The 25,829-nt window shown below is 29.2% G+C and carries 22 protein-coding genes and 1 pseudogene; 8 read left to right on the top strand and 15 right to left on the bottom strand.

All coding sequences use genetic code 11. The features are described from left to right. Positions 1-386 precede the first annotated feature (386 nt). The 9 genes from atpG to QZ306_RS09795 all read right to left on the bottom strand — a co-directional run bounded on the left by atpG (position 387) and on the right by QZ306_RS09795 (position 7,073). Positions 387-1,265: an ATP synthase F1 subunit gamma gene (atpG, locus tag QZ306_RS09835; RefSeq protein WP_295163479.1), complete on the bottom strand. Its 879-nt coding sequence runs from the start codon at positions 1,263-1,265 to the stop codon at positions 387-389. Between the two features lie 15 nt (positions 1,266-1,280). Continuing rightward, the gene (locus QZ306_RS09830; RefSeq protein ID WP_295163478.1) at positions 1,281-2,117 is read right to left on the bottom strand and encodes a beta-1,6-N-acetylglucosaminyltransferase; all 837 of its coding nucleotides are present in this window, start codon (positions 2,115-2,117) and stop codon (positions 1,281-1,283) included. A 3-nt stretch (positions 2,118-2,120) separates the two neighbouring features. Next, complete coding sequence (gene atpA / locus QZ306_RS09825) at positions 2,121-3,620, bottom strand: F0F1 ATP synthase subunit alpha (RefSeq protein ID WP_295163477.1); 1,500 nt, start codon at positions 3,618-3,620, stop codon at positions 2,121-2,123. 24 nt (positions 3,621-3,644) lie between these two features. Then, positions 3,645-4,286: an ATP synthase F1 subunit delta gene (atpH, locus tag QZ306_RS09820; protein ID WP_295163476.1), complete on the bottom strand. Its 642-nt coding sequence runs from the start codon at positions 4,284-4,286 to the stop codon at positions 3,645-3,647. Positions 4,287-4,318: 32 nt separating this feature from the next. Beyond that, positions 4,319-4,867 carry an ATP synthase F1 subunit delta gene (atpH, locus tag QZ306_RS09815; protein WP_295163475.1) on the bottom strand — a complete coding sequence of 183 codons (549 nt, stop codon included), beginning with the start codon at positions 4,865-4,867 and terminating at the stop codon, positions 4,319-4,321. A 26-nt stretch (positions 4,868-4,893) separates the two neighbouring features. Then, a complete protein-coding gene (gene atpF, locus QZ306_RS09810) occupies positions 4,894-5,394 on the bottom strand; it encodes a F0F1 ATP synthase subunit B (RefSeq protein ID WP_295163473.1) in 501 nt (166 codons plus the stop codon). Positions 5,395-5,418: 24 nt separating this feature from the next. Then, positions 5,419-5,640 (bottom strand): ATP synthase F0 subunit C, encoded by a 222-nt coding sequence (gene atpE / locus QZ306_RS09805; protein ID WP_295163472.1) that lies wholly within the window; start codon positions 5,638-5,640, stop codon positions 5,419-5,421. Positions 5,641-5,694: 54 nt separating this feature from the next. After that, the gene (gene atpB / locus QZ306_RS09800; protein WP_295163470.1) at positions 5,695-6,603 is read right to left on the bottom strand and encodes a F0F1 ATP synthase subunit A; all 909 of its coding nucleotides are present in this window, start codon (positions 6,601-6,603) and stop codon (positions 5,695-5,697) included. 134 nt (positions 6,604-6,737) lie between these two features. Then, a complete protein-coding gene (locus QZ306_RS09795; RefSeq protein ID WP_295163469.1) occupies positions 6,738-7,073 on the bottom strand; it encodes an STAS domain-containing protein in 336 nt (111 codons plus the stop codon). 291 nt (positions 7,074-7,364) lie between these two features. On the opposite strand from QZ306_RS09795, the gene QZ306_RS09790 reads away from it, so the two are divergent. The 6 genes from QZ306_RS09790 (at position 7,365) to QZ306_RS09765 (ending at position 16,895) form a co-directional block, all read left to right on the top strand. After that, on the top strand, positions 7,365-8,069 hold the full coding sequence (locus QZ306_RS09790; RefSeq protein WP_295163468.1) for a TetR/AcrR family transcriptional regulator: 705 nt from the start codon (positions 7,365-7,367) through the stop codon (positions 8,067-8,069). 25 nt (positions 8,070-8,094) lie between these two features. Beyond that, positions 8,095-9,546: a TolC family protein gene (locus QZ306_RS09785; RefSeq protein ID WP_295163467.1), complete on the top strand. Its 1,452-nt coding sequence runs from the start codon at positions 8,095-8,097 to the stop codon at positions 9,544-9,546. A gap of 152 nt (positions 9,547-9,698) precedes the next feature. Beyond that, positions 9,699-12,893, top strand: coding sequence for an efflux RND transporter permease subunit (locus QZ306_RS09780; RefSeq protein ID WP_295163466.1), 3,195 nt, complete (start codon positions 9,699-9,701; stop codon positions 12,891-12,893). 168 nt (positions 12,894-13,061) lie between these two features. Next, positions 13,062-13,946: a radical SAM protein gene (locus QZ306_RS09775; RefSeq protein ID WP_295163464.1), complete on the top strand. Its 885-nt coding sequence runs from the start codon at positions 13,062-13,064 to the stop codon at positions 13,944-13,946. Between the two features lie 190 nt (positions 13,947-14,136). Beyond that, positions 14,137-16,278 carry a PTS transporter subunit IIABC gene (locus QZ306_RS09770; protein WP_295163462.1) on the top strand — a complete coding sequence of 714 codons (2,142 nt, stop codon included), beginning with the start codon at positions 14,137-14,139 and terminating at the stop codon, positions 16,276-16,278. A 248-nt stretch (positions 16,279-16,526) separates the two neighbouring features. Beyond that, positions 16,527-16,895: a DMT family protein gene (locus tag QZ306_RS09765; protein WP_295163460.1), complete on the top strand. Its 369-nt coding sequence runs from the start codon at positions 16,527-16,529 to the stop codon at positions 16,893-16,895. Positions 16,896-16,988: 93 nt separating this feature from the next. On the opposite strand, the gene QZ306_RS09760 is transcribed toward QZ306_RS09765, so the two are convergent. Together QZ306_RS09760 and QZ306_RS09755 are read right to left on the bottom strand one after the other, a co-directional pair. After that, the gene (locus QZ306_RS09760) at positions 16,989-18,458 is read right to left on the bottom strand and encodes a SurA N-terminal domain-containing protein (RefSeq protein ID WP_295163458.1); all 1,470 of its coding nucleotides are present in this window, start codon (positions 18,456-18,458) and stop codon (positions 16,989-16,991) included. 135 nt (positions 18,459-18,593) lie between these two features. Further along, complete coding sequence (locus QZ306_RS09755) at positions 18,594-19,715, bottom strand: IMP dehydrogenase (protein ID WP_295163457.1); 1,122 nt, start codon at positions 19,713-19,715, stop codon at positions 18,594-18,596. 274 nt (positions 19,716-19,989) lie between these two features. Here QZ306_RS09755 and QZ306_RS09750 point away from each other — a divergent pair, with 274 nt between their 5' ends. Then, entirely contained in the window at positions 19,990-21,093 is a 1,104-nt protein-coding gene (locus tag QZ306_RS09750) for a hypothetical protein (RefSeq protein WP_295163455.1), read from the top strand. 94 nt (positions 21,094-21,187) lie between these two features. Here the strand turns inward: QZ306_RS09750 and rbr are convergent, their stop codons facing one another. The 4 genes from rbr to QZ306_RS09730 form a co-directional block, all read right to left on the bottom strand. Continuing rightward, positions 21,188-21,724, bottom strand: coding sequence for a rubrerythrin (gene rbr / locus QZ306_RS09745; RefSeq protein ID WP_295163453.1), 537 nt, complete (start codon positions 21,722-21,724; stop codon positions 21,188-21,190). A gap of 47 nt (positions 21,725-21,771) precedes the next feature. Next, positions 21,772-22,368: a superoxide dismutase gene (locus QZ306_RS09740; protein WP_295163451.1), complete on the bottom strand. Its 597-nt coding sequence runs from the start codon at positions 22,366-22,368 to the stop codon at positions 21,772-21,774. A 184-nt stretch (positions 22,369-22,552) separates the two neighbouring features. Further along, the gene (locus QZ306_RS09735) at positions 22,553-23,566 is read right to left on the bottom strand and encodes a hypothetical protein (RefSeq protein ID WP_295163449.1); all 1,014 of its coding nucleotides are present in this window, start codon (positions 23,564-23,566) and stop codon (positions 22,553-22,555) included. Between the two features lie 9 nt (positions 23,567-23,575). Continuing rightward, entirely contained in the window at positions 23,576-24,973 is a 1,398-nt protein-coding gene (locus QZ306_RS09730) for a DNA polymerase III subunit delta' (RefSeq protein WP_295163447.1), read from the bottom strand. Positions 24,974-25,134: 161 nt separating this feature from the next. Between QZ306_RS09730 and QZ306_RS09725 the strand changes: the two are divergent. Continuing rightward, a pseudogene (locus tag QZ306_RS09725) lies at positions 25,135-25,829 on the top strand (hypothetical protein); the annotation flags it as partial.

Below are 25,829 nucleotides of genomic sequence, written 5' to 3'. Positions count from 1 at the left end.
CTATCAAAAATTAAAGATAATAATAGAAATGTTGTATAGTAAAAAATATATTAAAGATACAAAATAATTAAAGACAATCCCAGAAATAAAGAATATTAAAAAAGATATAAATATATCAAAAATAATCTTTAAATAATGTAATTGTTTTTGTTTTACTTTTTGACAAAAAGTAAACAGCTTTTTTGATTCTTTTTTATCTGCATAAAAAAGAACAAATAAATCAAATAATAAAATACAATCCCAGCAATATAGAATAATAAAAAATAGAAAAATAAATAAAAAAAAGCGGAGCTCATATAGCAATAATAAAGCAAGAACGAGGCGGCGGGATTATTTATAAACCCGCCGTAATCAGCCGAGTTCGAGCATAGCAATAATAAAAAAAATTATAAAGCTTCACAACCGCCTATAATATCAAGAAGTTCATTAGTAATATGTTCCTGTCTTGCCCTGTTTGCCTTGTTTTTAAGATCTGCTATTAACCTTTCCGCATTGTCGGTTGCATTTCTCATAGCAATAGACCTTTCTGCATTTTCCGATAAAAAAGAACTGGTAAGCATAAAATAAAAATAAGTTCTTATAGCCATAGGCACAACCTCTTTTAAAACATCTTCTATATTAGGCTCTATAATATAATCTAATTTTTTCTTGATTTTATGACCTTCAATATCTTCTTCATCGGGTATCATAGGTATTAAGCTTTTAATTTTAGGTATATGCACAACTCTTGTATAATATCTGGTATATATTACTTCAACTCTGGAAGCATTATCTGCAGCATACTCATGCATAAGACGCTGAACTACTGCCGAGCAGTCATCAAATGTGGATTCTTCATCTATACGGGGATATTTGCGGGCTATTTGTATATCCTGCTTTTCAAAATAAACTTCTCCTTTTTTGCCTAATATATGAAGCTCAACTTTTCTTCCATGTCTGTTATGATGTCTTATTCTTTCCATAGCCTCATCAAAAATTTTAGTGTTGTAGGAGCCGCATAATCCTCTGGAAGAAGTTATGACGAATAGTATTATATTTGTTATTTTTTTCTTAGGAGCGAGAAGCGGATGAATATGATCCATATCCGAATGGGATAATTCTTCCACTATCCTGTTTAATTTTTGAGTAAAAGGTCTCATGCCTTGTTCTAAAGTAAGTATTTTAGCGCTTCTTGAACGGGCTATCATATCCATAGTCTTTGTTATTTTATGCGTGCTTGATATGGCTTTAATTCTTGCCTTTAATACATTAAGTTTCTCTGCCATAATAAAAACTCCAAATTAATTATCTTCTAAATCTTTATATAACTTATCTATTATATCATTGTCAATATTTTCATCAAATTTACGGGCAAATAAATTATCTTTTATATTGTTTTTTAATTTTTCATAATCCTTAATCTTTAGGTTAATGGGAGCTCCTCCTCTCCATATAATATATCTTAAAGCATTATTTATGCAGTTATCTTTAAATTTGCTATTTAAAAGTATTGACTGAAAAAAGAACTCATCGCTTCCCCAAGTATAATTAAATCTTTTTAAAAACTTGGGATTTGTTTTATTATAATCAAGTATGTATTTTACTGCATTATCAGTTAAATTCCACCACTGAGAGCCATAATATATATTTTCAGGAGTAGTTCTCTTTATGAAAGGAATATCAGATAAAACTTCTCTTAATTTTCTGCCTAATAATTTTCTGTATATTTTACCGAAATTATAAGCATTTAATCTGAATGACATTTCTTTATAAATATTTTTACTGCTTCTTATATTTTCATACGAAATAAATTCTTTATCTTTATTGATATTAAAAAAATTAATTATTTCATCATTGGTTTTTAAAACTATATCCTGACCGCTTATAAAAATATATCTTTCATAATTATTTTCAGCCGCTTTTTCAATTAAAAATAAAGCTGCATGAACTAAACTGACATCTCCATGATAGGTTTTAATTTTTTTATAAATATTTACATTATCAAAACTTTCTATATATAATCTGCTTCTTTTATCTATATGCATATAAATATCAAAATCTTTTTTAAGATGATTAATCAATCTCATTATTTGATTTTGATTCTTATGTGCTAATATTAAAAAACAAATTTTACTCATAATTCAGAACTTAGATTTAAACTCTTCTATAATTTTATAAAGATCATCAATGTTTTCTATATCTTTTTTCTCTCTTATATCGTCAAGAACATTTTGCTTATCTGCTTTCATATACTGCAGAAGTCTCCATTCAAATTCATGAACTCTGTCTGTTTCAATATTGTCTAAAAAACCTTTAGTGGCTGCAAATATAATTACAGTCTGTTCTTCAAAAGGTATAGGGCTGTATTGCTTTTGCTTGAGAAGCTCTACCATTTTAGCCCCCCTGTCTAATTGAGCCAAAGTTGCTTTATCAAGTCCTATGCCGAGCTGAGAGAAAGCCTCCAAAGATCTGTATGAAGCAAGGTCAAGCCTTAAAGTACCTGCAACTTTTTTCATAGCCTTAGTCTGAGCATTGCCCCCTACACGGGAAACGGATATGCCCACATCTATTGCAGGACGCACTCCGCTCATAAATAAGCTGTTAAGTAAATATATCTGTCCGTCGGTAATAGAAATAACATTTGTAGGTATATAAGCCGACACTTCATTATCCTGCGTTTCTATAATGGGAAGAGCCGTTAAAGAACCGCCGCCTAATTCATCGCTTAGTTTTGCAGCCCTTTCAAGTAGTCTTGAATGCAGATAGAAAACATCGCCCGGAAAAGCTTCTCTTCCCGGAGGTCTTCTAAGAAGAAGAGATATCTGTCTGTATGCATTAGCCTGTTTAGTTAAATCATCATATATAATCAATGTATCTTTTTTTTGGCTATACATAAAGTATTCAGCCATAGCGCACCCTGCATAAGGAGCTATATATAGAAGAGGCGCAGAATCTGAGGCTGAAGCTGCAACCACTATTGTATATTCCAAAGCCCCGTACTTTCTTAATGTATCCACAACTCCTGCAATAGTGGAGGCTTTTTGCCCTATAGCCACATATACGCATATAACCCCTGAATCTTTTTGATTAATTATAGTATCAATGGCAATAGAAGTTTTTCCCGTTCCTCTGTCTCCTATTATAAGCTGTCTTTGTCCTCTTCCTATAGGTGTCATAGCATCTATAGCTTTAATGCCTGTCTGAAGCGATTGTTCTACCTTCTGTCTGTCTGCAATTCCGGGAGCGGGGAATTCCACCATTCTTTTTTTATCTGAGTTTATTTCTCCGTATCCGTCTATAGGAACCCCTAAAGGATTAACGACCCTTCCTAAAAGCATCTCTCCCACAGGAACTTCCAATATTCTTTTAAGTCTGCTTACTTTGCTTCCTTCCTTAATTCTGTAATAATCGCCTAAAATTATAGTGCCTATAGTCTCTTCTTCCAAATTAAATGCAATACCTACAGAACCGCATTCAAAAAGTATCATTTCATTTGACATAATATGCGGAAGCCCTATAATTCTGGCTATACCGTCTCCGACTTCGGCAACTTCTCCGACTTCATTCGGAGTAAAATCGGCTTTGTAATTTTTAATCTCTTCTTTTAAGAGGGCTGCAATTTCATTAGCTTTTATATTCATAAATAATTCCTCAATATAAAAATATCAATTATTATCAGAAATAGAAAATTTTAATTCTTTAAGCAGTCTTCTTATACTGTAATCATAAACAATATCTTCTATTTCCACTATAACACCGCCTATTATATTTTTATCTGTATCAAAAGTAAAATGTATTTTTTTATCATTAATCATTTCTGTAATGCATCTTTTAAGATTTTCAATATCCGAAGCATTTTCATTATCCGAAGCTGTTATAATTTTTACAACAACTATATTATAATATTCATTGCATAAATTTTCATATTCAACTATTACAGCAAACAAAATATTAATTAAATCTCTTTCCATCAATATGGATATAAGATTAAAAGTTTCTTCAGATATATTGTCAGCATATATTTTTTTTAATATGCGCATTCTCAGATTACCATCTATAAAGCTTGAGTTAAAAAAATTAAATATATCATTATCCGATAATAAAGACGAATAAACTATATCTAAATCGTTTTTAATTGTTTCTATTTTGCCCGTATCAGATGCAATATCAAACATGGCTTTTGCATAATTTTTAGCGCTGGATCCTTTTTGTACAATACGGTTAAATCTGCTTGCTTTTTCTTTAGTAATCTCTTTAAGAACTTCTTTTTTTAGATCGCTTAAAATATTTTCAGCAATAGACTCCATATCATAACTCCTAATAATTTATGTAATTTATACTAATTCTCGTAGTTGAATTTATTCTGCATTAAATCTATTTGTCTTTTTATGCTGTAATCATAAATCATAGATCCCACATAAACTATTATTCCTCCTATAATGCTTTCATCTACAATAGCTTCATATGAAATTTTATTATCAGAAAAACATTTAACCGTTTGAACAATATCTTCCGCAGTCTTATCATCAATAGGAGATGCCGTAATAATACGGACTCTCACTATGCTGCTGTAATCGTACGCTATCTCTTTATATAAAGAAACTATATCGGGCAGTGCATCTATACTGTCATGTTCTGTCAGTATAGACACAAAAGTATATGTTTCTTTAGAAAGCAAAGGCTTTAATCTTTTTTCTATTAATTCTTTTTTATTCTTTTTTAAAATTAATTTATCAAAAAAATATTTTTTAATTTCAGTATCTTGAAATAATTTAGAGCATTCATAAAGCTCTTCATATATTTCTTTTATCATTCCAAGTTCTTTTGCTATATTAAATATAGCATTTGCGGTAGGTTTAAGCAATTGTAATTTTTTACCTTCTTCCATAAGCTTTATGCTTCCTAAAAAATATATTATTTCTCATTTTCTTTATTTGCGCTGTTTATAAACTCATTAATCAAAGCCTGATTATCATCTTTATTAATATTTCTTTTCAGAATAGTTTCTGCCATAACTACAGCAATATCAAGAGCCTGACGCTTTACGCTATTCATAGCCTCTTCTTTAGATCTGTATATTTCATTCATAATTTTATTTTTATTAATTTCCGCCTCTTCTCTGGCATTATTAATAATTTTGTCTCTAACTCTGTTAGCTTCGATTCTTGCATTTTCTATAATAGAACTGGCTTCTGCTTTAGCATTATCTATCTGCTCTCTGTATGCCGCTAAAGATTTTTTGGCATTTTCTCTTGTTTTTTCAGCTTCTTCCAGATCTTCCTGAATTTTATCAGCCCGCGCATCTAATCCTTTCAATATTATTTTCCAAGTAGAAGCTCCTAGTACAGCAATAACTAGTAAAAATGTAATCCAAGTCCAAATAATAATACCGGGATCTATTTTTAAAAGAGCCATAATACCCCCAAATTTTTTCATTTATTATTTTGTAAATAATGCAAGTATGCAGATAACCAATGCAAATAATCCTACGCCTTCTATAAGCGCGGCCGCTATAAGCATAGCTGATTGTATTTTTCCTGATACTTCAGGCTGTCTTGCAATTCCTTCAACCGCTCTAGAACCAATAAATCCTATTCCTAATCCGACTCCTATAGCGGCAAGTCCTGCCCCGATTGCTGCTCCCATAATAGAAAGTTCCATTTTTTTATTCTCCTTTATATTTAAAATTTTTTTATTAAATAATCTAATATATAATTAATGCTCATCGCTGATGGCAATCCCAATATAAACTGCCGATAATAATGAGAATATATAAGCCTGTAAAACTGCCACAAACATTTCAAGTATATATATAAACAATAAGAATAATACGGCAAAAGGCGAAACCAATAAAGTTCCGGACATAATAATTAAATAAGGTATTACTATCATCATTATATGACCGCCTGTAATGTTTGCAAATAAACGGATTGCAAGAGCAAATGCTCTGTTAAAAAGAGTTATAAACTCTAAAACCCATATTATAGGTATAAGCGGTATAGGAAGTCCTTTAGGCACTAAAGTAGTCCAATATTTTAAAATTCCTTTTTTTCTTATGCCTGCAAAAACATATACTGCAAATACTATTATAGCTATAGATGCCGTAAAACCTATATTTGCACCAAGACCTCCCGCTATATATGAATGTCCCCCGTCTTCTGTGGGAAACTGTATTAATGCGGGAATAAGCCCTAGTATATTTGAAAATAATACAAATAAAAATACAGTTAGGCAAAACGGAATATACTTTTTTCCCTGTTCTCCTAATGCTGCGCCTATTACATCTTTATTCATATAATTTATTAAGCCTTCTAATATGCTTTGAATATATGTAGGTCTTCTGAAAGGTCTTTTTAATTTATGCGCTAAATATTTCATGCTTGCAATTGATAAAATACCCGCTAAAGTTACTAAAATTACATGTTTAGTTATTTTAAAATTAAAATCTATATAATGACCGAATTTTATAGGAATTGTATAAAAAGGATGCTCCGTATTATCGGCTATTTCCTCCATTATAAAATCATTAATATTTTCAGATGCATAAAGAGTATTTATATTTAATAATATAAAGCTTAATACTAATATAAAAATTTTCCTAAGCAAAACCAATTCTTTAATCATAATAAATAATTACTGCCTGTATATTAAAGTTTTCTAATATAAAAATAATTTAAGAAACAATTTAATTTGAAATAATTTTATAACTATTAAATAAAAAATCAACTATTATTATTTTTAAAATAATTTAAATTAAATTAAAAATCAGCCAAAGCTTCAGTTTCGCTGGTAAATACTGAAAAAAAACTATTTATTTTTGTAAGTTCAAATACCTTTTTAACAGGGTCTGTAATTTTTACAAAACATATTTTGCCGTTTACTTTCTTAAAGGCGCTTAATGCCGAAATAAATACTCCTATTCCGCTGCTGTCTATATAATAAACATCTTCCATATTTATTATTATTTTTTTTGCCCCGAATTCTATCTGAGAAAAAATAGAATCTTTTAAATCAGATGAGGTATAAACATCAATGTCTCCATCTAATTTTAATATTACAGTGTTATTATCCAGCTCTTTAATATTTACTTCCATAAAAAACTCCATTTAAAACTTTATTGAAGTGCTTGATATATTTATATTAAACTAAATAAAAATATTTACAATAGTCAATCATAAATATTTTTTTGTATAAAATGTATAGTATTATAAATGCTTAATTAATTATATAAAATAATTATACAAAAAAATGTAAATTTTAATTAATAAAATGTATTGACAAATAAGCATTATATAATAATATTTCAATCTGTAAATAAAAATGACATATATGTCGTTTTTATTTGCTTTAATTTTTTAATAAGAGGTGAATATCAAAGTAATACAATGCCTAAAGTAAATCAAGAGTATTTTGAGAATAAGAAAAGGATAATATTAGATGCCGCTGTAAGAGTTTTTTTAAGAAAGCCTGCATACAGCGTTACAATGAATGATATTGTTAAAGAATCACAGTTGAGTCGGGGGGGGGTATACAAATATTATTCAAATATAGACGATATCATTATTTCATTACTCAATGGCAAAAAAATAAATGTAAATCCGAAAAGTATTATAGAAAAATATAATGATGAACCTGAAAGGGCTATATTTGAATTATTTGAATATTTCAAAAAGTTTTTTTTCATAGCGGCAAGCGAATTTGGTAAAATAATGTTTGAACTTCATCCTATATTTTTTAATGATAATAAAAGATTTAAGAAGCTGAAAAAAAATATAAATAAAGATGTTTCTCTTTATTTCTGGTTTGCAGAATTATTTTTATTTATAGACTGCAAGATAGAAGAAAAATATTTCAAACCGCTGGTTGATCATAATGACATATATATGCAGATAATAGCAACTATAAACGGAATAGGTAAGGAATTAATATTAACAAAATATTATGATTTTGATATATTATCATATTATTATAAAGATTTGCAAATTAATCTTAATAATTTAATTGATAATTTATATAAAACCGTATTGTTTTTGCTTGGAAGCAGATATAGTTTTGATAAAATTACAGAAAATGAAAAAACTGAGAGCTAGATTCTTTTACAATTAAGGAGTTTTGATGAGAATTAAGATAAATTTTATATTAATATTTTTTACTGTTAATATTTTATATTGTCAGACCAACACATTAACTTACGGCGTTTATATGGAAACTATAAGAGATCAAATACCTGAATTAAAGATGAATGCCGTAATTGAAACTAATGCAGAGATGAACTTACTCAGCGCTAAGAGTTCGGGCGATGTAAACTTAACCGCTCAGCTTGGGGCTGTTGGAAAATACGGAAGTTTATCGGCAGGCGCTACATCCACAACGGCAGGTCCTACGGTAGAGGCGGCGGGAATACAGGCGGGAATAGGCGTAGGTTCTTTAATACCGTACAGCGGAACTGCATGGTCTGTTAATTTAACTCATAATTCATTTTTAGGAGGAAAATTATATCCGAACGGCAACAATTCGGTTGATTTTAATAATTATCAGCCTTCCTTAACAATACAGGTAACTCAGCCTCTGCTTAGAAACTTTTTCGGTACTTTAAATAAATATCCCATAAAAGATGCTGAGTATGCACTTACAATAGCTAGGCTTCAAAGGAGATTAGATGATGCAAGCGTTGTAGTTTCATATCAGAAAATTTATTATCAATGGATAATGTATGAAAAGCTTCTTGAATACTACAGAAACATGTATATTACGGCAAGAAGATTTGAAAATCAGATGAGGGACAGATATAATAACGGACTTATAGATAATGATGCCTATCAGAATTCCAGAACTCAGACTATGGTATACAGCGATTATTATGCTCAAAATCAGGTTTATTTAGACAGTCTTTTAGCATCTGTAAGTTTCTTTATGCCTGTAACTAATATAAGACCCGATCATGTTGCTTGGGATGCATATTTAGATTTGGGAAGCAATATGCAGATGGAGGCTTTGGCTTTTTCCGACAGTATTAACGGACAGATTGCATATCAGTCAAAAATAAGAGCGGAATATGCTCTTGAAGCTATGAAAAACGGAACACTTCCTAATTTAGATTTTGTAGGAAGCGTAAGCTTAAACGGTCTTAGTCCGAACAGCGAAGGATATTTTAAATCTTTCGGAAGTATGACGAATGTTGATTTCTTTGCAGGATTTCAATTTTCATACCCTATAGGAAACAGGGCGAACAGAGCACAGTATCAAATGGCTGAGAATTCCTTATATGGAATTATAGCACAATATGATCAATTGGAAAAAGATTTTAATACGCAGCTTAAGACTTATATTTCAAGATTTAATGCATATAAAAATCTAATAGCAAGCAAGCAAATGCAGATAAGGGCAATCAATTCAAGAATAAATACCCAGCTTCAGAAGCTGGATCAGGGGCGTTTGGAAATTGATGATTTGCTTACATCAAGATTGGATTTAGCAGCTACGCAAACGGAACTTTTGAATCTTCAGTATGAGTTTATAACTATCATATTTGATTACAGGGCTTTGATTGCAATGGATTATGAATAATTAAATTTATGCAGTTTTCATAAATACTTGGAAGAAAGTATATAAAATTGTATGAATATCAATTTTTTAAATTAACATTTGTGCAATATAGTTAGTTTTTAGTTTAACACAAACATAATATATGAATAAAAAATAGGAGATTTAGCAGTATTATGGAAAGAATTATAGTATTTTTTGCAAAAAAAACTATGCTTGTAAATATAATAGTAATGGCAATATTATTTGTGGGCGGTTATTATTATTTCAATTTACAAAAAGAGTCATTCCCGTCTACCGATTTAGATATGATGTTAATATCCGTTATATATCCTGGCGCTACTCCTCTTGATGTTGAGCAGAATGCCGTAATACCTATAGAAGAAGAATTACAGGGTATATCAGGTATAGATGAATACAGCACTACAATAATAGAAAATGCAGCTATTATTATAGTAAAATTAGATGAGACTATACCTAACAGACAGCCTGTTAAAGATGAAATATTCAGGCAAATGCAGAATGTTCCTGATATTTCTGCCGATGTTGAGGAAGTTACCACATATGATTTAAATCCTAATAAAATGGACGTATATACTTTAGCGGTGCATTTCAAAGAAGGCATGCAAGGAGATGAAAGAGAGTTATTTGATTTCAGCAAAAAACTTGAAAATGAGCTTATAAGACTTGAAGGAGTATCCGAAATAAGAATAGACGGAAGAACAGATCCTGAAATAAAAATATATGTAGACCCTATAAAAATGCAGGAAAATTATATTGCCTTAAGCGATGTTGTTAATTCTTTAAGCATAAGAAATGTAAGAGCTACAGGCGGTGATATAGAATCTCTCGGAAAAGAACAGACAGTTGTTACTTACGGAGAATTCCAAAATCCTATGGAAGCAAGCAATGTTATTATACGCTCTACTTTTAATGGGCAGAGAGTAAGAATTGATGATATAGCCCGTGTTCAAGCAGGATTTGAAGATAAAACAGTATTTATGAGAGTTAATAGAGAGCAGGGATATTCATTATCGGTTGTAAAAAATGCAAATGCCGATATTATTAAAACTATAGATACTGTAAACCAATATTTAACCGAGAATGCCGATATAATACCTGAAAATATACAGGTTTCCGTTATGGGAGACAGATCAAGAACTATTAAATCTCTTTTAAGTATTGTAACTTCAAACCTTGTACAAGGATTTATTATAATATTTTTAACATTAATTATATTTTTAGATTTCAAAAGTGCTATGTTTACAAGCTTAGGTATGATTCTTACTATGTTTTCATGTTTTATATATATGCAGGTTACAGGAATTACATTTAATACTATGTCATTAGCCGCTATTATTACTGTTTTAGGTATGATAGTGGATAACTCAATTGTAGTATCCGAGAACATATTTAACTTTAAGCAGGCTGGATATAAAGGACTTGAAGCCACAAGATTAGCCGTAAGCGATGTTGTAATGCCTATGGTTGCATCCACTCTTACAACAGTTGCCGCATTTTTTCCTATGCTTACAATCAGCGGTATAATGGGTAAGATATTAAACATTTTTCCAAAAATAGTTATATTTACTCTTGTTGTAAGTATGCTTCAGGCTACTTTGATTTTGCCTAATCAATTGCAGGACAATGAGGATAAATATAAATCATATAAACCTAAAAAGAAAAGAAGATTTAAAAATCCTCTTGATTTTGATAAAGATGCTCTATTCAATAAAATGAAAATACCTTTTGGTGTAATATTAGAGAGATTAATAAAAGTAAGATATATAGTTATAGGTTTCTTTGTGCTTATGTTTGTAGCTTCGATATTCTTAGCGCAGAACAGCTTCAAGAATTTCGTGCTTATATATGATACAAGCGCCGACACCATAGTTATTAATATAGAAATGCCTACAGGTACAACTAAAGAAGTTACAACCGAACATATAGAAAAAATAGAGGATGCAGTTGCAAATGTTGTAAAACCTGAAGAGCTTATAGCATTATACTCCCTTGTAGGCAAGCAGGTTGATAAAGAAATGGTTTCTGAAGAAAAAGGAAGTTTAGCAGGCATAATGGTTTATTTAGTTCCTGCGGCTGAAAGAGCCAGAACTGCTGATGAAATTGTTTCTTTAATAAACATGGAAATAGATAAAACAGATATAAGGCAGACAGTTCCTATATTTACTATTAATACAAAAGGAAGCGTTGATCCGGGAGATCCAGTTGATATTAAAATTGTAGGAAACAATACGGAGCTTGCCAAAAAAGCTAAAGATGATATAAAATCTTTTTTAGCCTCAGTTCCGGGTGTTATCAATATTGATGATGATGATAAAGTAGGTAAAGAAGAATTAAGAGTTATGCTTGATTATGATAAAATAGCCGAGCTTGGGGTTAGTGTGGCAAATGTTGCAAATGAAGTGAGAACAGCATATTATGGTACTGAAGCCACATATATACAGGAGCTTGAAAATAAATTAGACTTCAGAGTTGTATTTGATGATAAATATACTTATGATATAAAATACTTAAATGATCTTTTAATACCTAACTCTCAGAGAAGATTAATATATCTTAAAAATCTTGCCTCAGTGGAAAAAGCTGCAGGACTTTCTACATTGAAGCATTATAACGGAGAAAGAACTATAACTATCACTGCAGGAATAGAATATGGGAAAAATACTTCTCAGCAGGTTATGAATGCCGTTAGAGAAAAATATAAGGATTTTGCTAAAGAATACAGAGGGCTGAAATTGGAGTTCGGCGGCGAGGCTAAAGAGACTGTTAAAGCTTTAAAACAATTAGCATTCAGTTTTGCTATGGCATTTATATTTGTGTATATAGTATTATTACTGCAGCTCAACAGATTTATACAGCCTATTATGATAATGATAATTATACCGTTTGGCTTGATAGGAGTATTGCTGGGATTTGCCATTCACAGAATGCCTTTATCATTTATGGGTGTTATCGGTATTATTGGTTTGGCTGGTGTTGTTGTAAATAACGGTATTATACTTGTTGATTTGATTAATAAAATCATAGATGAAGGAGTGGAAGGCGGTAAAAAAGGAGTTGCTAAAGCTATTGTTGATGGTGCTAAACAGCGTCTTCGTCCCGTATTTTTAACTACCGTTACTACAGTTGTGGGACTTTTGCCTACAGTTTACGGTATAGGAGGAAGAGCCGATATTATTATACCTATAGTTATGGCATTAGCTTACGGACTTTTATTTGCTTCGCTTCTTACTCTCATATTTCTGCCTTGTATGTTCATGGTTATGTTTGACTTAAAATTGATAAAAATCTCTTCTACAAGAAATCCTTCGGAGGAAATTACAAGCACTATAACCACTACTATAAATTAATCATAACTTGTACTTAATAATATATTTTAAGAAGTTAATAGAAAAATAAAAATTTTCTATTAGCTTCTTTGTTATTCTATAATAATATTAAAATATGCAGTATATTGATAAAAATATTAATATATAGTATTATATATTAATACAATATTAGTACGGATATAAATATAAATGATTAAATACAGAGAAATTAACTGTAAATCGGCATTAAATAGGGTAAATAATGAATATGGATTTTGCTATGATTTGAATATATACAGAGGCTGTATGCATAAATGCTATTATTGCTTTGCAGTTTATTCTCATAAATATATTAATTCAAAAGACTTTTTCGGAGAAATATTTGTAAAGAAAAATATTGCAGAAGTATTGGAAAAAGAATTATCTTCTAAAAATTGGAGCAGAGATATTATTAATCTAGGAAGTGTTACAGATAATTATCAAGAGGCTGAAAGAGATTATAAATTAATGAGAGATATTTTAAAGCTTCTTATAAAATATAAAACTCCTATGAATATATCCACAAAAAGCGATTTAATATTAAGAGATTTTGATTTGATAGATGAGCTTTCAAGAATATCTTCTGTAAGAATAGCTGTAACTATAACATCTTTAGATGAAAAATTATCTTCTATTACAGAGCCCAATGCAGTAAGTCCTTTAAGAAGATTTAATATTCTTAGAGAGTTTAAAAAAACTAAAGCAATAACAGCAGTTCATACTATGCCTGTAATGCCTTTTATAACAGAGGACAAATTAGAAGATATTTTTAAAAAAGTTAAAGAATACAATATAGATTGCTGTATCTGCGATGTTCTTAAATTAAAAGGCGAATGCAGAAAAATATATTTAAATTTTATAAGAGAGAATTTCTGCGTTTATTATAAAAAATATCTTTATATTTACGGCTCTGACGGACTTCTTAAAGATGAATACCGAAAAAAACTTAGCTCAAAAATAAAAGCATTGGAAGAAAAATATAATATATCTTGTAAAACCGAAAATATTTTTAATACAAAAAACATAGGTAAAATAGAAGAACCCAGTTTATTCTAAATTAATAATTATATAAAATTTAACTATAAATTATAAAAAACTTTATAAAATTAATTTTAAAAAATATATGCAATTGCTGAAAAAATTATTATACTTAATATATAAGAACTGATATTATATATGCGGTATAAGCATACATAATATTTTACTAAGTTCATATCTTTAATATTCATAATTTGGAGTTCTTTATATGAAAGATAAAATTTTCGGTATATTGCAAAGGGTCGGAAGATCTTTTATGCTTCCTATAGCCGTGCTTCCTGTGGCGGGTTTGTTTTTAGGAATAGGAAGTTCGCTTACTAATACTACAATGCTTGAAGCCTATAATTTAATGGGTATTTTAGGTCCCGGTACTATTACTTATGATATATTATCCGTATTAAGCGAAGCAGGAAGTATTATATTCGGAAATCTGCCTATTATATTTGCTATGAGTGTGGCTATAGGTATGGCAAAAAAGGAAAAAGAAGTTGCTGCTTTATCTGGTGCTATAGCGTTTTTTGTAATGCATGCATCTATAGGTAAAATGATACAAGTTATGGGCGGAACTGAAAAACTTTTGGCGGGATCCACTGCCAATGTTGTAGGCATATTATCTCTTCAAATGGGTGTATTCGGAGGTATTATAGTTGGGCTTGGAGTTGCGGCTTTGCATAATAAGTATTATACAATAGAGCTTCCGCAGGTATTATCATTTTTCGGAGGTACTAGATTTATACCTATAATATCTTCAGTAGTATTTTTAGCTGTAGGCATAGCAATGTATTATATATGGCCCCCTATACAGGTTGTGATGAATAAATTAGGAGATTTAATAGCGGGTTCGGGTTATGTAGGCACTTTATTTTACGGTATAATAGAAAGAGCTTTAATTCCTTTTGGTCTGCATCATGTATTCTATACTCCTTTATGGCAGACTTCATTAGGCGGTACTATGATGATAGACGGAACATTGGTTGAAGGTGCACAGAATATATTCTTTGCTCAATTGGGTTCTCCTAATACAACTGCATTCAGTGTTGATGCCACCAGATTTATGACTGGTAAATTTCCATTTATGATATTCGGTTTGCCGGGAGCTGCTTTGGCAATGTATAAAACCTCAAGACATGAGAAAAAAGCTGTAGTAGGAGCCTTGCTTTTCTCAGCCGCACTTACAGCAATTCTTACAGGTATTACAGAACCTATAGAGTTTACATTTCTTTTTGTAGCGCCTGTATTTTATGCTATTCACTGTGTGCTTGCAGGCATATCTTTTATGCTTATGCATATACTTAATGTTACTGTAGGTATGACATTCTCAGGCGGTTTAATAGATCTGCTCTTTTTCGGAATAATACAGGGAAATGAAAAAACTAACTGGGTATGGATTGCAGTGGTAGGCGCTGTTTATTTCTTTATTTATTATTTACTATTCTCCGCATTAATTAAAAAGTTTGATTGGAAAACGCCCGGAAGAGAGTCAGATTCTGAAGAGCCTAAATTATACAGAAGAGCCGATGTTGAAGCTGCTAAAAATTCGGTTTCAGCCGATTCTCAGTATGAGGAAGCCCCTTTAATAACGGAGGGTCTTGGCGGAAAGAAAAATATAAGCGATGTTGACTGCTGTGCTACAAGACTTCGTGTAACTGTTTTTGATCCGTCTAAAGTTATTGACGATACATTAAAACAAAGCGGAGCCGCTGGAATTATTAAGAAAGGCAACGGCATACAGGTAATATACGGACCTAAGGTTACGGTTATTAAATCAAGATTGGAAAATTATCTGCAAAATCCTATCAGCGATGATGAGGAATCTGTAACAGTAAAGGAAGTTAAAACTAAAGAAAATAAAAAAGAAGAAAAGAAAGAAGATGTAAAAGAAAGTTCAGGTATTTTTACAGATAAAGTATATGTACCTATAAAAGGAACTATTGTGCAGTTGGAAAGTGTTAAAGATGAAGCATTTTCAAGCGGGGCTATGGGTAAAGGAATAGCTATTGATCCTAAAGAAGGCAAAGTATATGCTCCTTTTGACGGAATAATAGAAACCGCTTTCCCTACCAAACATGCTATAGGATTAACTTCCGATAAGGGAGTGGAATTGCTTATTCATGTGGGCATGGATACTGTAAAATTAGGCGGTACTCATTTTATATCTCATATAGAAGATGGTCAGAAAGTTAAAAAGGGAGAATTATTATTAGAGTTTAATGTTGAAAAAATAAGAGAAGAAGGGTATCCTACTTTAACTCCTGTAATAGTAACTAATTGCGACGACTATAAAGAAATTATAATTTCAGCTTCAGGTTCTGCGGATGTTGGGGAAGATTTAATTGAAATAAAAAATTGAAATACAGCCGAATAATTATTTTTAGGAGACTTATTATTTTTTAAGTCTCCTTTTTTGGTAAAGTTTTTTATTATTGCTGGTGATAAACTTACCTATGGTATTTAAAAATTATAAAAATTGTGGGCTTCTGGCATTCGTAAGAATGACAGAACCTTTAAGCGAACAATTTTTATTAGCAATAATGATAAATTATTATTTATAATATATAATTGTTTTAATGATAAAAAATAGGAGAGTAAAATATTATTATGAAATCTGCGGCAACTATAGTATTACTTATATTGTCAAATACATTTATGACATTGGCTTGGTACGGACATTTAAAATTCAGCGGGTTTAAAGGTTTTGCAAAATTATCGCTTCCTTTAATTATATTAATCAGCTGGGGCATTGCATTATTTGAATACTGTTTTCAGGTGCCTGCAAATAGAATAGGTTTTCAAGGAAACGGAGGACCTTTTACACTTATGCAGCTTAAAGTAATGCAGGAAGTTATTACTTTAACTATATTTACAATTTTTACAGTAGTATTTTTTAAAACTGAAACTTTAAGAATAAATCATTTTATAGGCTTTTTATTTTTAATATTAGCAGTATTTTTTATTTTTAAGAAATAGTTTTTTATAAAAAAAATAAGATATCGGCATATTGTACCGCTATCTTATTTCAGTGTTTATTTTCTGCAACATTAGTATCTTAAAATATAATTATCAGTATCTTATATCATATTTTTTTACTCTTGAACTTGCAATATGGCTATCTTCCCATTGGGATCTAATTAAATTTATTCTCTGATTTGATAATTCTCTTATCAATGCATTTTTAGATGCATTATTTAAAGCCGTAAAAGAAGCCATATTAGGTTTTTCTTCAGATATTAATCTCATAACTGCAACTCCGTTATCTAATTTTATAACGCCGCTCATTTGATTAGTTTCTAAAGCAAAGGCATGATTATAAAAACTTTCTGAGGAAGAATCGGGTATAATAATTCCTTCAGATGTATTCAATACTCCTTGATTGTATGAGAAGGGATTTGCAGGTCTGTAATATTTTATATATCCGTTTCCATTTAATGTCTGCAGATTATTGATTCCTGAAACAGCAGCTTTTAGTATTTCAGCTTGTTTTGTTTTTTCAGCTTCTAACATAGCATCCATATTTGTATTAAGATATTCTCTTTTTAATACTTCGGCATTAACATCTGTATATTTTTCAGGTATTCTAATATCATTTACCAATACTATATAGTAATATCCGTTTGCATATATAGGCTGCAGTAAATTATTTCCTTTTTTATCTGAAAAAATTTTATTTGCAAAATCTTCGGAAGGCATCTGCATTCTGGTGAGATATCCCAATTTATAATTATTTGTATTAATGCTTTTTTCTAAAGCGTTTTTTTCAAATAAAGTTATATCATCTTTTAAAGTTTTATATAAGTTATCTGCAACTCCTCCGCTTTCTAATACTATCCAAGAAATATCTGCCTGTAGAAAATTAGTTTTATTATTATTAAAATAATTTTCTAAATCATAAGTCTGTATTTCATTTGATTTTACTATATCGGAAGCGCTTATATATAACATTTCAATATCTTTTTTTGTAAGATTTTTTTTATATTCTCTTTTCATTTCCAAATTATTTAATTTGACACAGTTAAATAATTCTGAAGATATAGTTTTTTCCAATATATATTCTGTTAAATCTTTTTCTATTCTTATTTTATCGGATTGAGAAGAGTTTTTAATAAATGATTCATAAGCCATTTTATTAAAAACTCCGTTTGTTTCTACAAATTGATTTTTCATAGCTTCAACTATGAATTTATCGCTTACATTTATATTTTTTCTTGCTAAATTATCCAGCAATATTGCTGAAACTGCTTTTCTAAATGCCAAATCTTCTATATAAGAATACATTTCATTATTTATTTGTATGCCTAATTGCTTATAATATTCTTCAAATTGCTTGAAAGCTATTCCGTAAGGACTTGTACTTGTATAATATATCGGCTTTCCATTAACTGAGCCTATTGCGGGAATTTTCTGACCTCCTCTTGTGTCAACAACTAAAAAGTAAACTATCAAAAGTATTGAAACTGCAGATACTCCTATCCATTGCAATGTTTTTACTGCAGTACTTTTCTTTTTTTGTACATTTTTTTTATTAGACGGCATTTATATTATCCTTAATTTTTTATTAAAAATATATTATAACTTTATGATTATATAAGAAGAGTTTAAAAAATTCAAGTTTTTATGATATTAAATTTATAAATCTTATATATGGTTTATTTAATTTTATAAACCATATTAATAGTTTGGAGCCTTAGATGTGATTTTTACATCATGCACATGGCTTTCGGCTAAACCTTGATTTGTTATTCTTATAAATTCTGCTTTTTTCTGAAGGGTTTCTATGTCTTTTGCTCCTATATATCCCATTCCCGCTCTTATTCCTCCTACTATTTGATATACTACATCTGCAATATGTCCTTTATATTCTGTAACTCCTTCTATACCTTCTGGTACAAATTTTGATTTATTAATAACTTCGCTTTGAAAATATCTGTCTTTGCTTCCGTATATCATAGCTCCTACAGATCCCATTCCTCTGTAAGACTTATATTTTTTTCCGTCTATTATAATAACATCTCCCGGAGCTTCATAAGTTGAAGAAAATAATCCGCCTGCCATAATTGCATCAGCACCCGCAGCAAATGCTTTTACTATATCTCCCGAATATTTAATTCCTCCGTCAGCAATAGCACCCACATTATTTTTTTTAGCAATTTCGGATGCATCCGATACAGCGGTGAATTGAGGTACTCCAACTCCCGCTATAATTCTTGTAGTGCATATTGAACCTGCTCCTATTCCTATTTTTATTGCATCAACTCCCGCATCAATCAATGCTTTTGCTCCGTCAGCCGTAGCTATATTTCCAGCTATAATATCAATCTGACTGTATTTATTTTTTATCTCTTTTATTGCATTTAATACATTTTTAGAATGTCCATGTGCTGTGTCTATTACTATTACATCAACTTTTGCTTCTATAAGTTTTTCTATTCTGTTATACCTGTCTTCAGATATTCCTATAGCCGCTGCTGCTATTAAAGAGCCTTCGCTTGATAAAGTGGCTTTTTCCTTATCTTCTATTTTATTAAAACTTTTTACGGTTTCCACTTCTTTTGCCTGCTGTTCCAATGACATATTTTTATGTATAACTCCCAAAGCTCCGCATAATCCCATAGCTATTGCCATTTTTGATTCTGTTATCGTATCCATTGGAGAACTTATTAAAGGTGTGTTTAATGTTATTCTTTTTGTAAGTTTTCTTTTTAATGATACATCTTTTGGAAGAATATCCGATTCTTTTGGCACCAATAACACATCGTCAAAGGTTAATGCTTCTTTAATATTAATAGGCATAATTACTTTTCCTTTTTATTAAAATTTAGATACAAGATATTTTAATAAATTATTTTATAGTAAAATTTTTTTAATTGCAATGATTTTTTATTGTTTTATATAATATATATATATTAGAGTATATGAAATATGTATTAAATGTTAATTATATTTGTGAAGTAATGTAAAATTTTACCTATATTTTAATATTTTAAGTAAAATATATTTACAAATATATTGATATACATTATACTATAATTGTAAAAAAAATTTACCTAATAAGAGGAGGATAAACATGAGTATTGCAGTAAAAAACAGTGATAATTTATTTAATTTGTATGAAAATTATTTTGATGAGACGGATTTAACTTTAAGCGATTTTGCAAACTTAAATAAAAGCGAACTTTTATCTTCTTTGATTAAAGAGGCTGAATATCTTAATGCTAATAAATATAATATATCTGAAAAGGATATTGAAAGCATTCATTATATTTTAATAAAACTTTCTATTATAGCAAGGGTTGATTTAATTACGGTTATGAGTTCCATAAAACATAAAGATATATCTTTTAGAAATAGTCTTAAGTACTCTAAATCGGTTATAGACTGCTGTCTTAAAATAATTATAAAATTGTTAAGTAATATGGATAGCGAGCAGATTAATTTGTATTGTATGGATAAGTTTATAAATAATGATATAATATCTCATACCAGCAGAGTATTTATTACGGCTATAAGATTTATGAAATATTATAATAGTAGTATTAATAATAACATAATAGTAGACATAAGAAAAAAATTTAATATTAAATATGCTGAGTATTACAGAAGTGTTTTTGATAAATTTAATATTAATAAAAAAATATCAAAATTAGAGCATGTATATAAATACGGATTAAGGGATATATTATTTAATGAGATAGTTAATATTTCCATAGCGGCATTTTGGCATGATATATCAAATGTATTTAACAGTTATAACAGTGACTATAGTGCTGAGAAATGCCATTCATATTTAAAATACTTTATTAGATATAATGATGACATATCATTAACAGTGGGACTTCATAATGAATATTATGGATACGGCAGCGGAGTATTTTTAAATTGTTATAACGCTTATATTAATTCAAATAATTTTTATTACCCTGATTATGCTGTAAGTTTTGATTATAATGATACATTAAAATTGAAGAGTATATCATACTTTCCATCTAAAGTTCTTGAGCTGATAAATTTATTTGACGGAATAAATTATTCCTATAATAATATACTAAATAATAATGATGCTTTATTATTAATTAAGGAAAATTATTTAGATATGAAAGTAAAAATAGATCCTATAATTTTTGATATATTTTCATCATTTGTATATTATAATGAAAAATTAATAGCATAAATATTTAAAACAAAAAAAGAGGAAAAAATCCTCTTTTTTGTTTTAAATATTAACTTTTATAATAAAAATTAATAATTTTCAACTATAATAAAAATTAATAATTTTCAACACGCACTTCAAAGAATTTCTTAGCATGTTTGCAGACAGGACAAAGTTCAGGAGCTTCTTCTCCTTCAACTATAAATCCGCAGTTTCTGCATTTCCATTGAACTTTAGTAGCTTTTTTGAAAACGCTTCCGCTTTTTACAGCTTCTCTTAATTTAGCATAACGCTCTCTATGTTCTTTTTCAACATCGCCGATTAATTTCATAGAACGTGCTATTTCATCAAAACCTTCTTCAGTAGCTTCTTTGGACATTCTTGGGTACATATTTTCATATTCTTCATTTTCACCTTCCCAAGCTGATTGTAAGTTTTGAAGAGTATCTCCTATACCGTTTAAGAATTTAAAGTGAATTTTAGCATGTTCTCTTTCATTTTCAGCAGTCTCAAGAAAAATAGCAGCTATTTGTTCATAACCTTCATTTCTTGCAACACTTGCAAAATAAGTATACTTATTTCTAGCCATAGATTCGCCTGCAAAAGCTTCATGTAAATTTTTCTCTGTTTTTGTGCCTTTTAAATCCTTCATTTTAATTCTCCTAAAAAATATATAAATAATTAGTTTATAAACTTAAATTATTTAGCAAGTTTTATTCTTTCAGCTACATAATCCCAATTTACTAAATGATCTACAAAAGCTGTTAAAAAATCTGGTCTTCTGTTTTGATAATCAAGATAGTATGCATGCTCCCAAACATCGCAAGTCAAAACCCCATGTACCTTATCAGCAATAGGATTCATAGCATTAGCATATTTTCTTACTTCTAATTTTCCATTATTTATTACAAGCCAAACCCAGCCTGAGCCAAATTGAGTTTTACCGCCTGTTGTAAACGCTTCTTTGAAAGCATCAAAAGAACCGAAATCAGCTTCAATTTTTGATTTTACTTCGGCAGGTATAGACACATCTTTTTTCAGCATTTTAAAGAACTCTTCATGATTATAAACCTGTCCTGCATTATTAAATACAGCTTGTTTATCTGCATTATTATGCGATAAAGAAATTAATTCTTCAATACTTTTTCCTTGTAATGAAGAGTCTTTGGATACTAGATCATTTAGAGTAGTTACATAAGTATTCAAATGTTTTCCATGATGGAAGTCTAAAGTATTAGAAGACATATATGGTGCTAAATCTTCTTTTCCGTAGGGTAATTTCATTAATTCAAACATATTTTACTCCTTAATTTTAATAATCATATTATTTTAATAATTATAAACTATTTTAAATTTATGTCAATAACTTATTAAATAATACTACTATCTTATTAGTAAGTATTGCTAATAAGATAGTAATAGGCATACAGTATTCAAACAGTATGCCTATTATTATAATTTATTTTTTAAACTGTTTTTTTTAATTAGCAGCTGTTTCTTCTGCAGCGGCTGTTTCAGAAGCGGCAGGATTCGCAGCCTCATTTTCATAATCTCTATATTCAGATCTTACTTCTCTATTTAATATTTCGCCTTCTGTATTGCCGTAAGTAAATCCTAATTCATCATAATATTTGGAATATTTGGCTCTAAATCTGTCAGAAGTAGTATACAGCACTTTATGATATTTAGTTATTAATAATTTATATTTAGCAGTTTTAATATTTTCATCTTCAGTTTTTAAAGTTGTTAAATCCCAAAGATTATTAAACATTTCATTTAGGAAATAAACTTTGCTTACATCGCTGTTTTGATTTATAGTAGCTAAATTATAATTAACGCCTGCTAAATAAGTATTTAGCATAATTAAATTAGTAGTATCATTTTTAGATGAGCTTTCATTATTTAAAGCATTCATTAAGTAATATCTGCTTTTAGCGTAATACCCCGCCGTTCCTTTGAAAAGATTAAAAATACCTGTGTAAAGATTCAATTCATAATCGGCTTGTATTAATTCATTAGTTTTGCCGAGTATCTGATATATAGGTTTTATTTCATCATAAAGTCTGAAAGATTTATCCAATTCATACAGAGCTATATCTATATTATTATCATTAGCCAAAGGTTTGGAAACCAAATCATAGTAATAAACGGCATTATAGAACATTTCATTAGTATCTGTAAAATTAACATTTGTATAATTTTCTAATATTTTATTAGCCTTATAAACAACTCTGAAAAGGTAATCTTCTTTTATTTTTGTAAGATTAGTTTGAAGAAGATTATATTCTCTGTCAAGAGCAGCATCATCAGTATTTCTCAAATCAACGAAAGAAGGTGCAAAGGTTGTTATTTCGCTAACTGTGTCGGCTGATTGATCAGTGCCTTGATTTTGTTCAGCAGTATCTGCAGTTTGCTCCGCTGCAGTTTCGTCCTGAGCGTATGCCTGACCTAATGCTAGGATTATTACGCTTAATATAATAAATAATTTTTTCATATATAACTCCTATAAGTTTTTATTATAATTATGCAACCACATATAAATACCGCCTAAAGTTTTATAAAGCAGCATTTTAGGCTGAGTGTTTGTATTAATTAGAGTACCGACTGCCAAATCTAATTCATCAATAATCCATATAATACTTTCATCTGAAATAGAACTTGGAAATACATAGCTTCTATTTTCTGTTTCTAGTAAGTATTTATCTTCTAAAGACTTTTTAAGTATATTAATCATCTCTTTAATACTGTCGGTAATATCATACTCGCTTTCACTCATAAGGGCCGTTAATGAGGCTGTCTGAGATGGAAAATTATTTAAAGCGGAGTCCATAAAAGATAATAATAATTTTCTTATATTATCGCCTGTATTTGATTTTTTGTCAAGTATATATTTTACAGCTTTAGATACGCTTCCGTAAGAATTTTCAAGTGCAAGGGCTGTTTTTTCTTCATTTAATCTTAATCTTTTCATTAATATGGATCTCAATGTGTTTTCAGACAAGGAAGAAAATTTTAATTCCATCATTCTTGAACGCAAAGGCTTCATACCGTCCTGAACCAGTTTATTGGTATCGGATGTTATAAGAATGAATATATTATTATCCGAAGGTTCTTCTAAAGTCCTTAAAAATATATTAGGAGCTCTTTTATCCATTAATTCTATACCTTCAATAATAATAATTCTTTTATCTGATATTCTCGGCTTTCTGTAAGTTATCTCTATAATATTTCTTATTGTGTCAAGAGGAATTACAGTGTGAATAATATTATAATATATTTTTTTTAAGGCATCAAAAAAACCGCCTTCTATGGAAAGTTTTTTCTTTCCGCCCTTATTTTTAACTATATTTAATGCCTCTTTAGATTTGTTTCTGTATATAGAATCTATAAACTCTGCATTATCATCATTTAATTCATTTAGTGTATAGTTTGCAGCTAAATAATAAGGTTCTATTAATGCATATCTTGAAGTTTCTTTTTTATTTCCCAATATATACTCTTTAGGTTCGCTGGAAGGATAATTATCATAGCTGTCAAATAGCATAGATTCAGCTTTATATAGTACTGATCTGCATGCAGAGTAAAAGTTATTAAATAAATGAGGCAGTTTGTATTCCAAATACTGATTAAAATATAATTCGGCATTTCTAAATCTTTCATCTGTGCCCGCTACTATAACATCGGGATGTTTATACTGATCTATCATTTTGCATGATTTGCATTCATCGCAGTAAGTTCCGTTTCCTCTTTCGCAGTTAATTGCCTTTGCATAGTTTAAAGCGCTTTCAAATTTTCCGACTCCCTCATCTCCGTAAAAAAGATAGGCATGATGAAGTCTTCCGCTTTTATATATTCCTGACATTATTTTTAATGCCGTTGTCTGACCTAATACTTTAGCCAATATTAAACCTCTATATATATTTTTACAGAATATATTTATAATGCATGAATAAAATTATATCAACAATAATTTTTTATGTTTATAAATTATAAGTGTAATTATGACGATATTATACTGTTATCTTTTAATTTTTTATGACAATATAAAACGAGGTACATTTAATGGCTTTAAATGATGATATGATGAATGAAAAAAAAGACTCAAACGGTAATTTCAATGAATATATTGAAAATAAAGTTTTTGATATTTCCAAGAGGGTGGAAAAATTAGAAAAATATAACATAAATACTGAAGAAAAAGAAAAGTTTATTAAAGATATTGTGGAGAAAGAAAATAAAGAGTTTTTAAATGTATTTAATGACGGAATAATAAAAAACAATTTGAAGTATAATAGTTTAATATCAAAAGTTGATGAGAAATTAGAAAAAAGCATACTATCGCAGAACTCTAAATTGTCTAAAGATACTGAAGAATTATTTAAAAGACAGGATAATTTTATAAGAAATTCAAATGAATTAATATGCCAGAATAATTTCAATTATGAAAAGATTATTAATGAATCTGTAAAAAAAAATGAAGAGTTTTTTAATACTATTAATGACAGCATAATAAAAAATAATTTAAAATATGAGAGTTTAATATCTCAGACTAGTAAAAAGTTAGAAGATGAAATATTGTCTCAAGGTATTAAATTTTCAATAGACAAAGAAGAATTATTTAAAAAATATTATGAGCTTGTTAATAATTTAAATAATAAACTGTCTTCTCATACTGAATATTATAAAAAAGAAATAGATAATTTATCAGATAAGCTTGATGAAAATAAAGAAGAAAATATAAAGCTTTTAGATGAAGA

This window comes from uncultured Brachyspira sp. (genome assembly GCF_910588665.1).
Classification (GTDB): Bacteria; Spirochaetota; Brachyspiria; order Brachyspirales; family Brachyspiraceae; genus Brachyspira.
The sequence above is the reverse complement of the archived record's forward strand: the minus strand, read 5'-3'. Positions and strand labels throughout refer to the sequence as shown.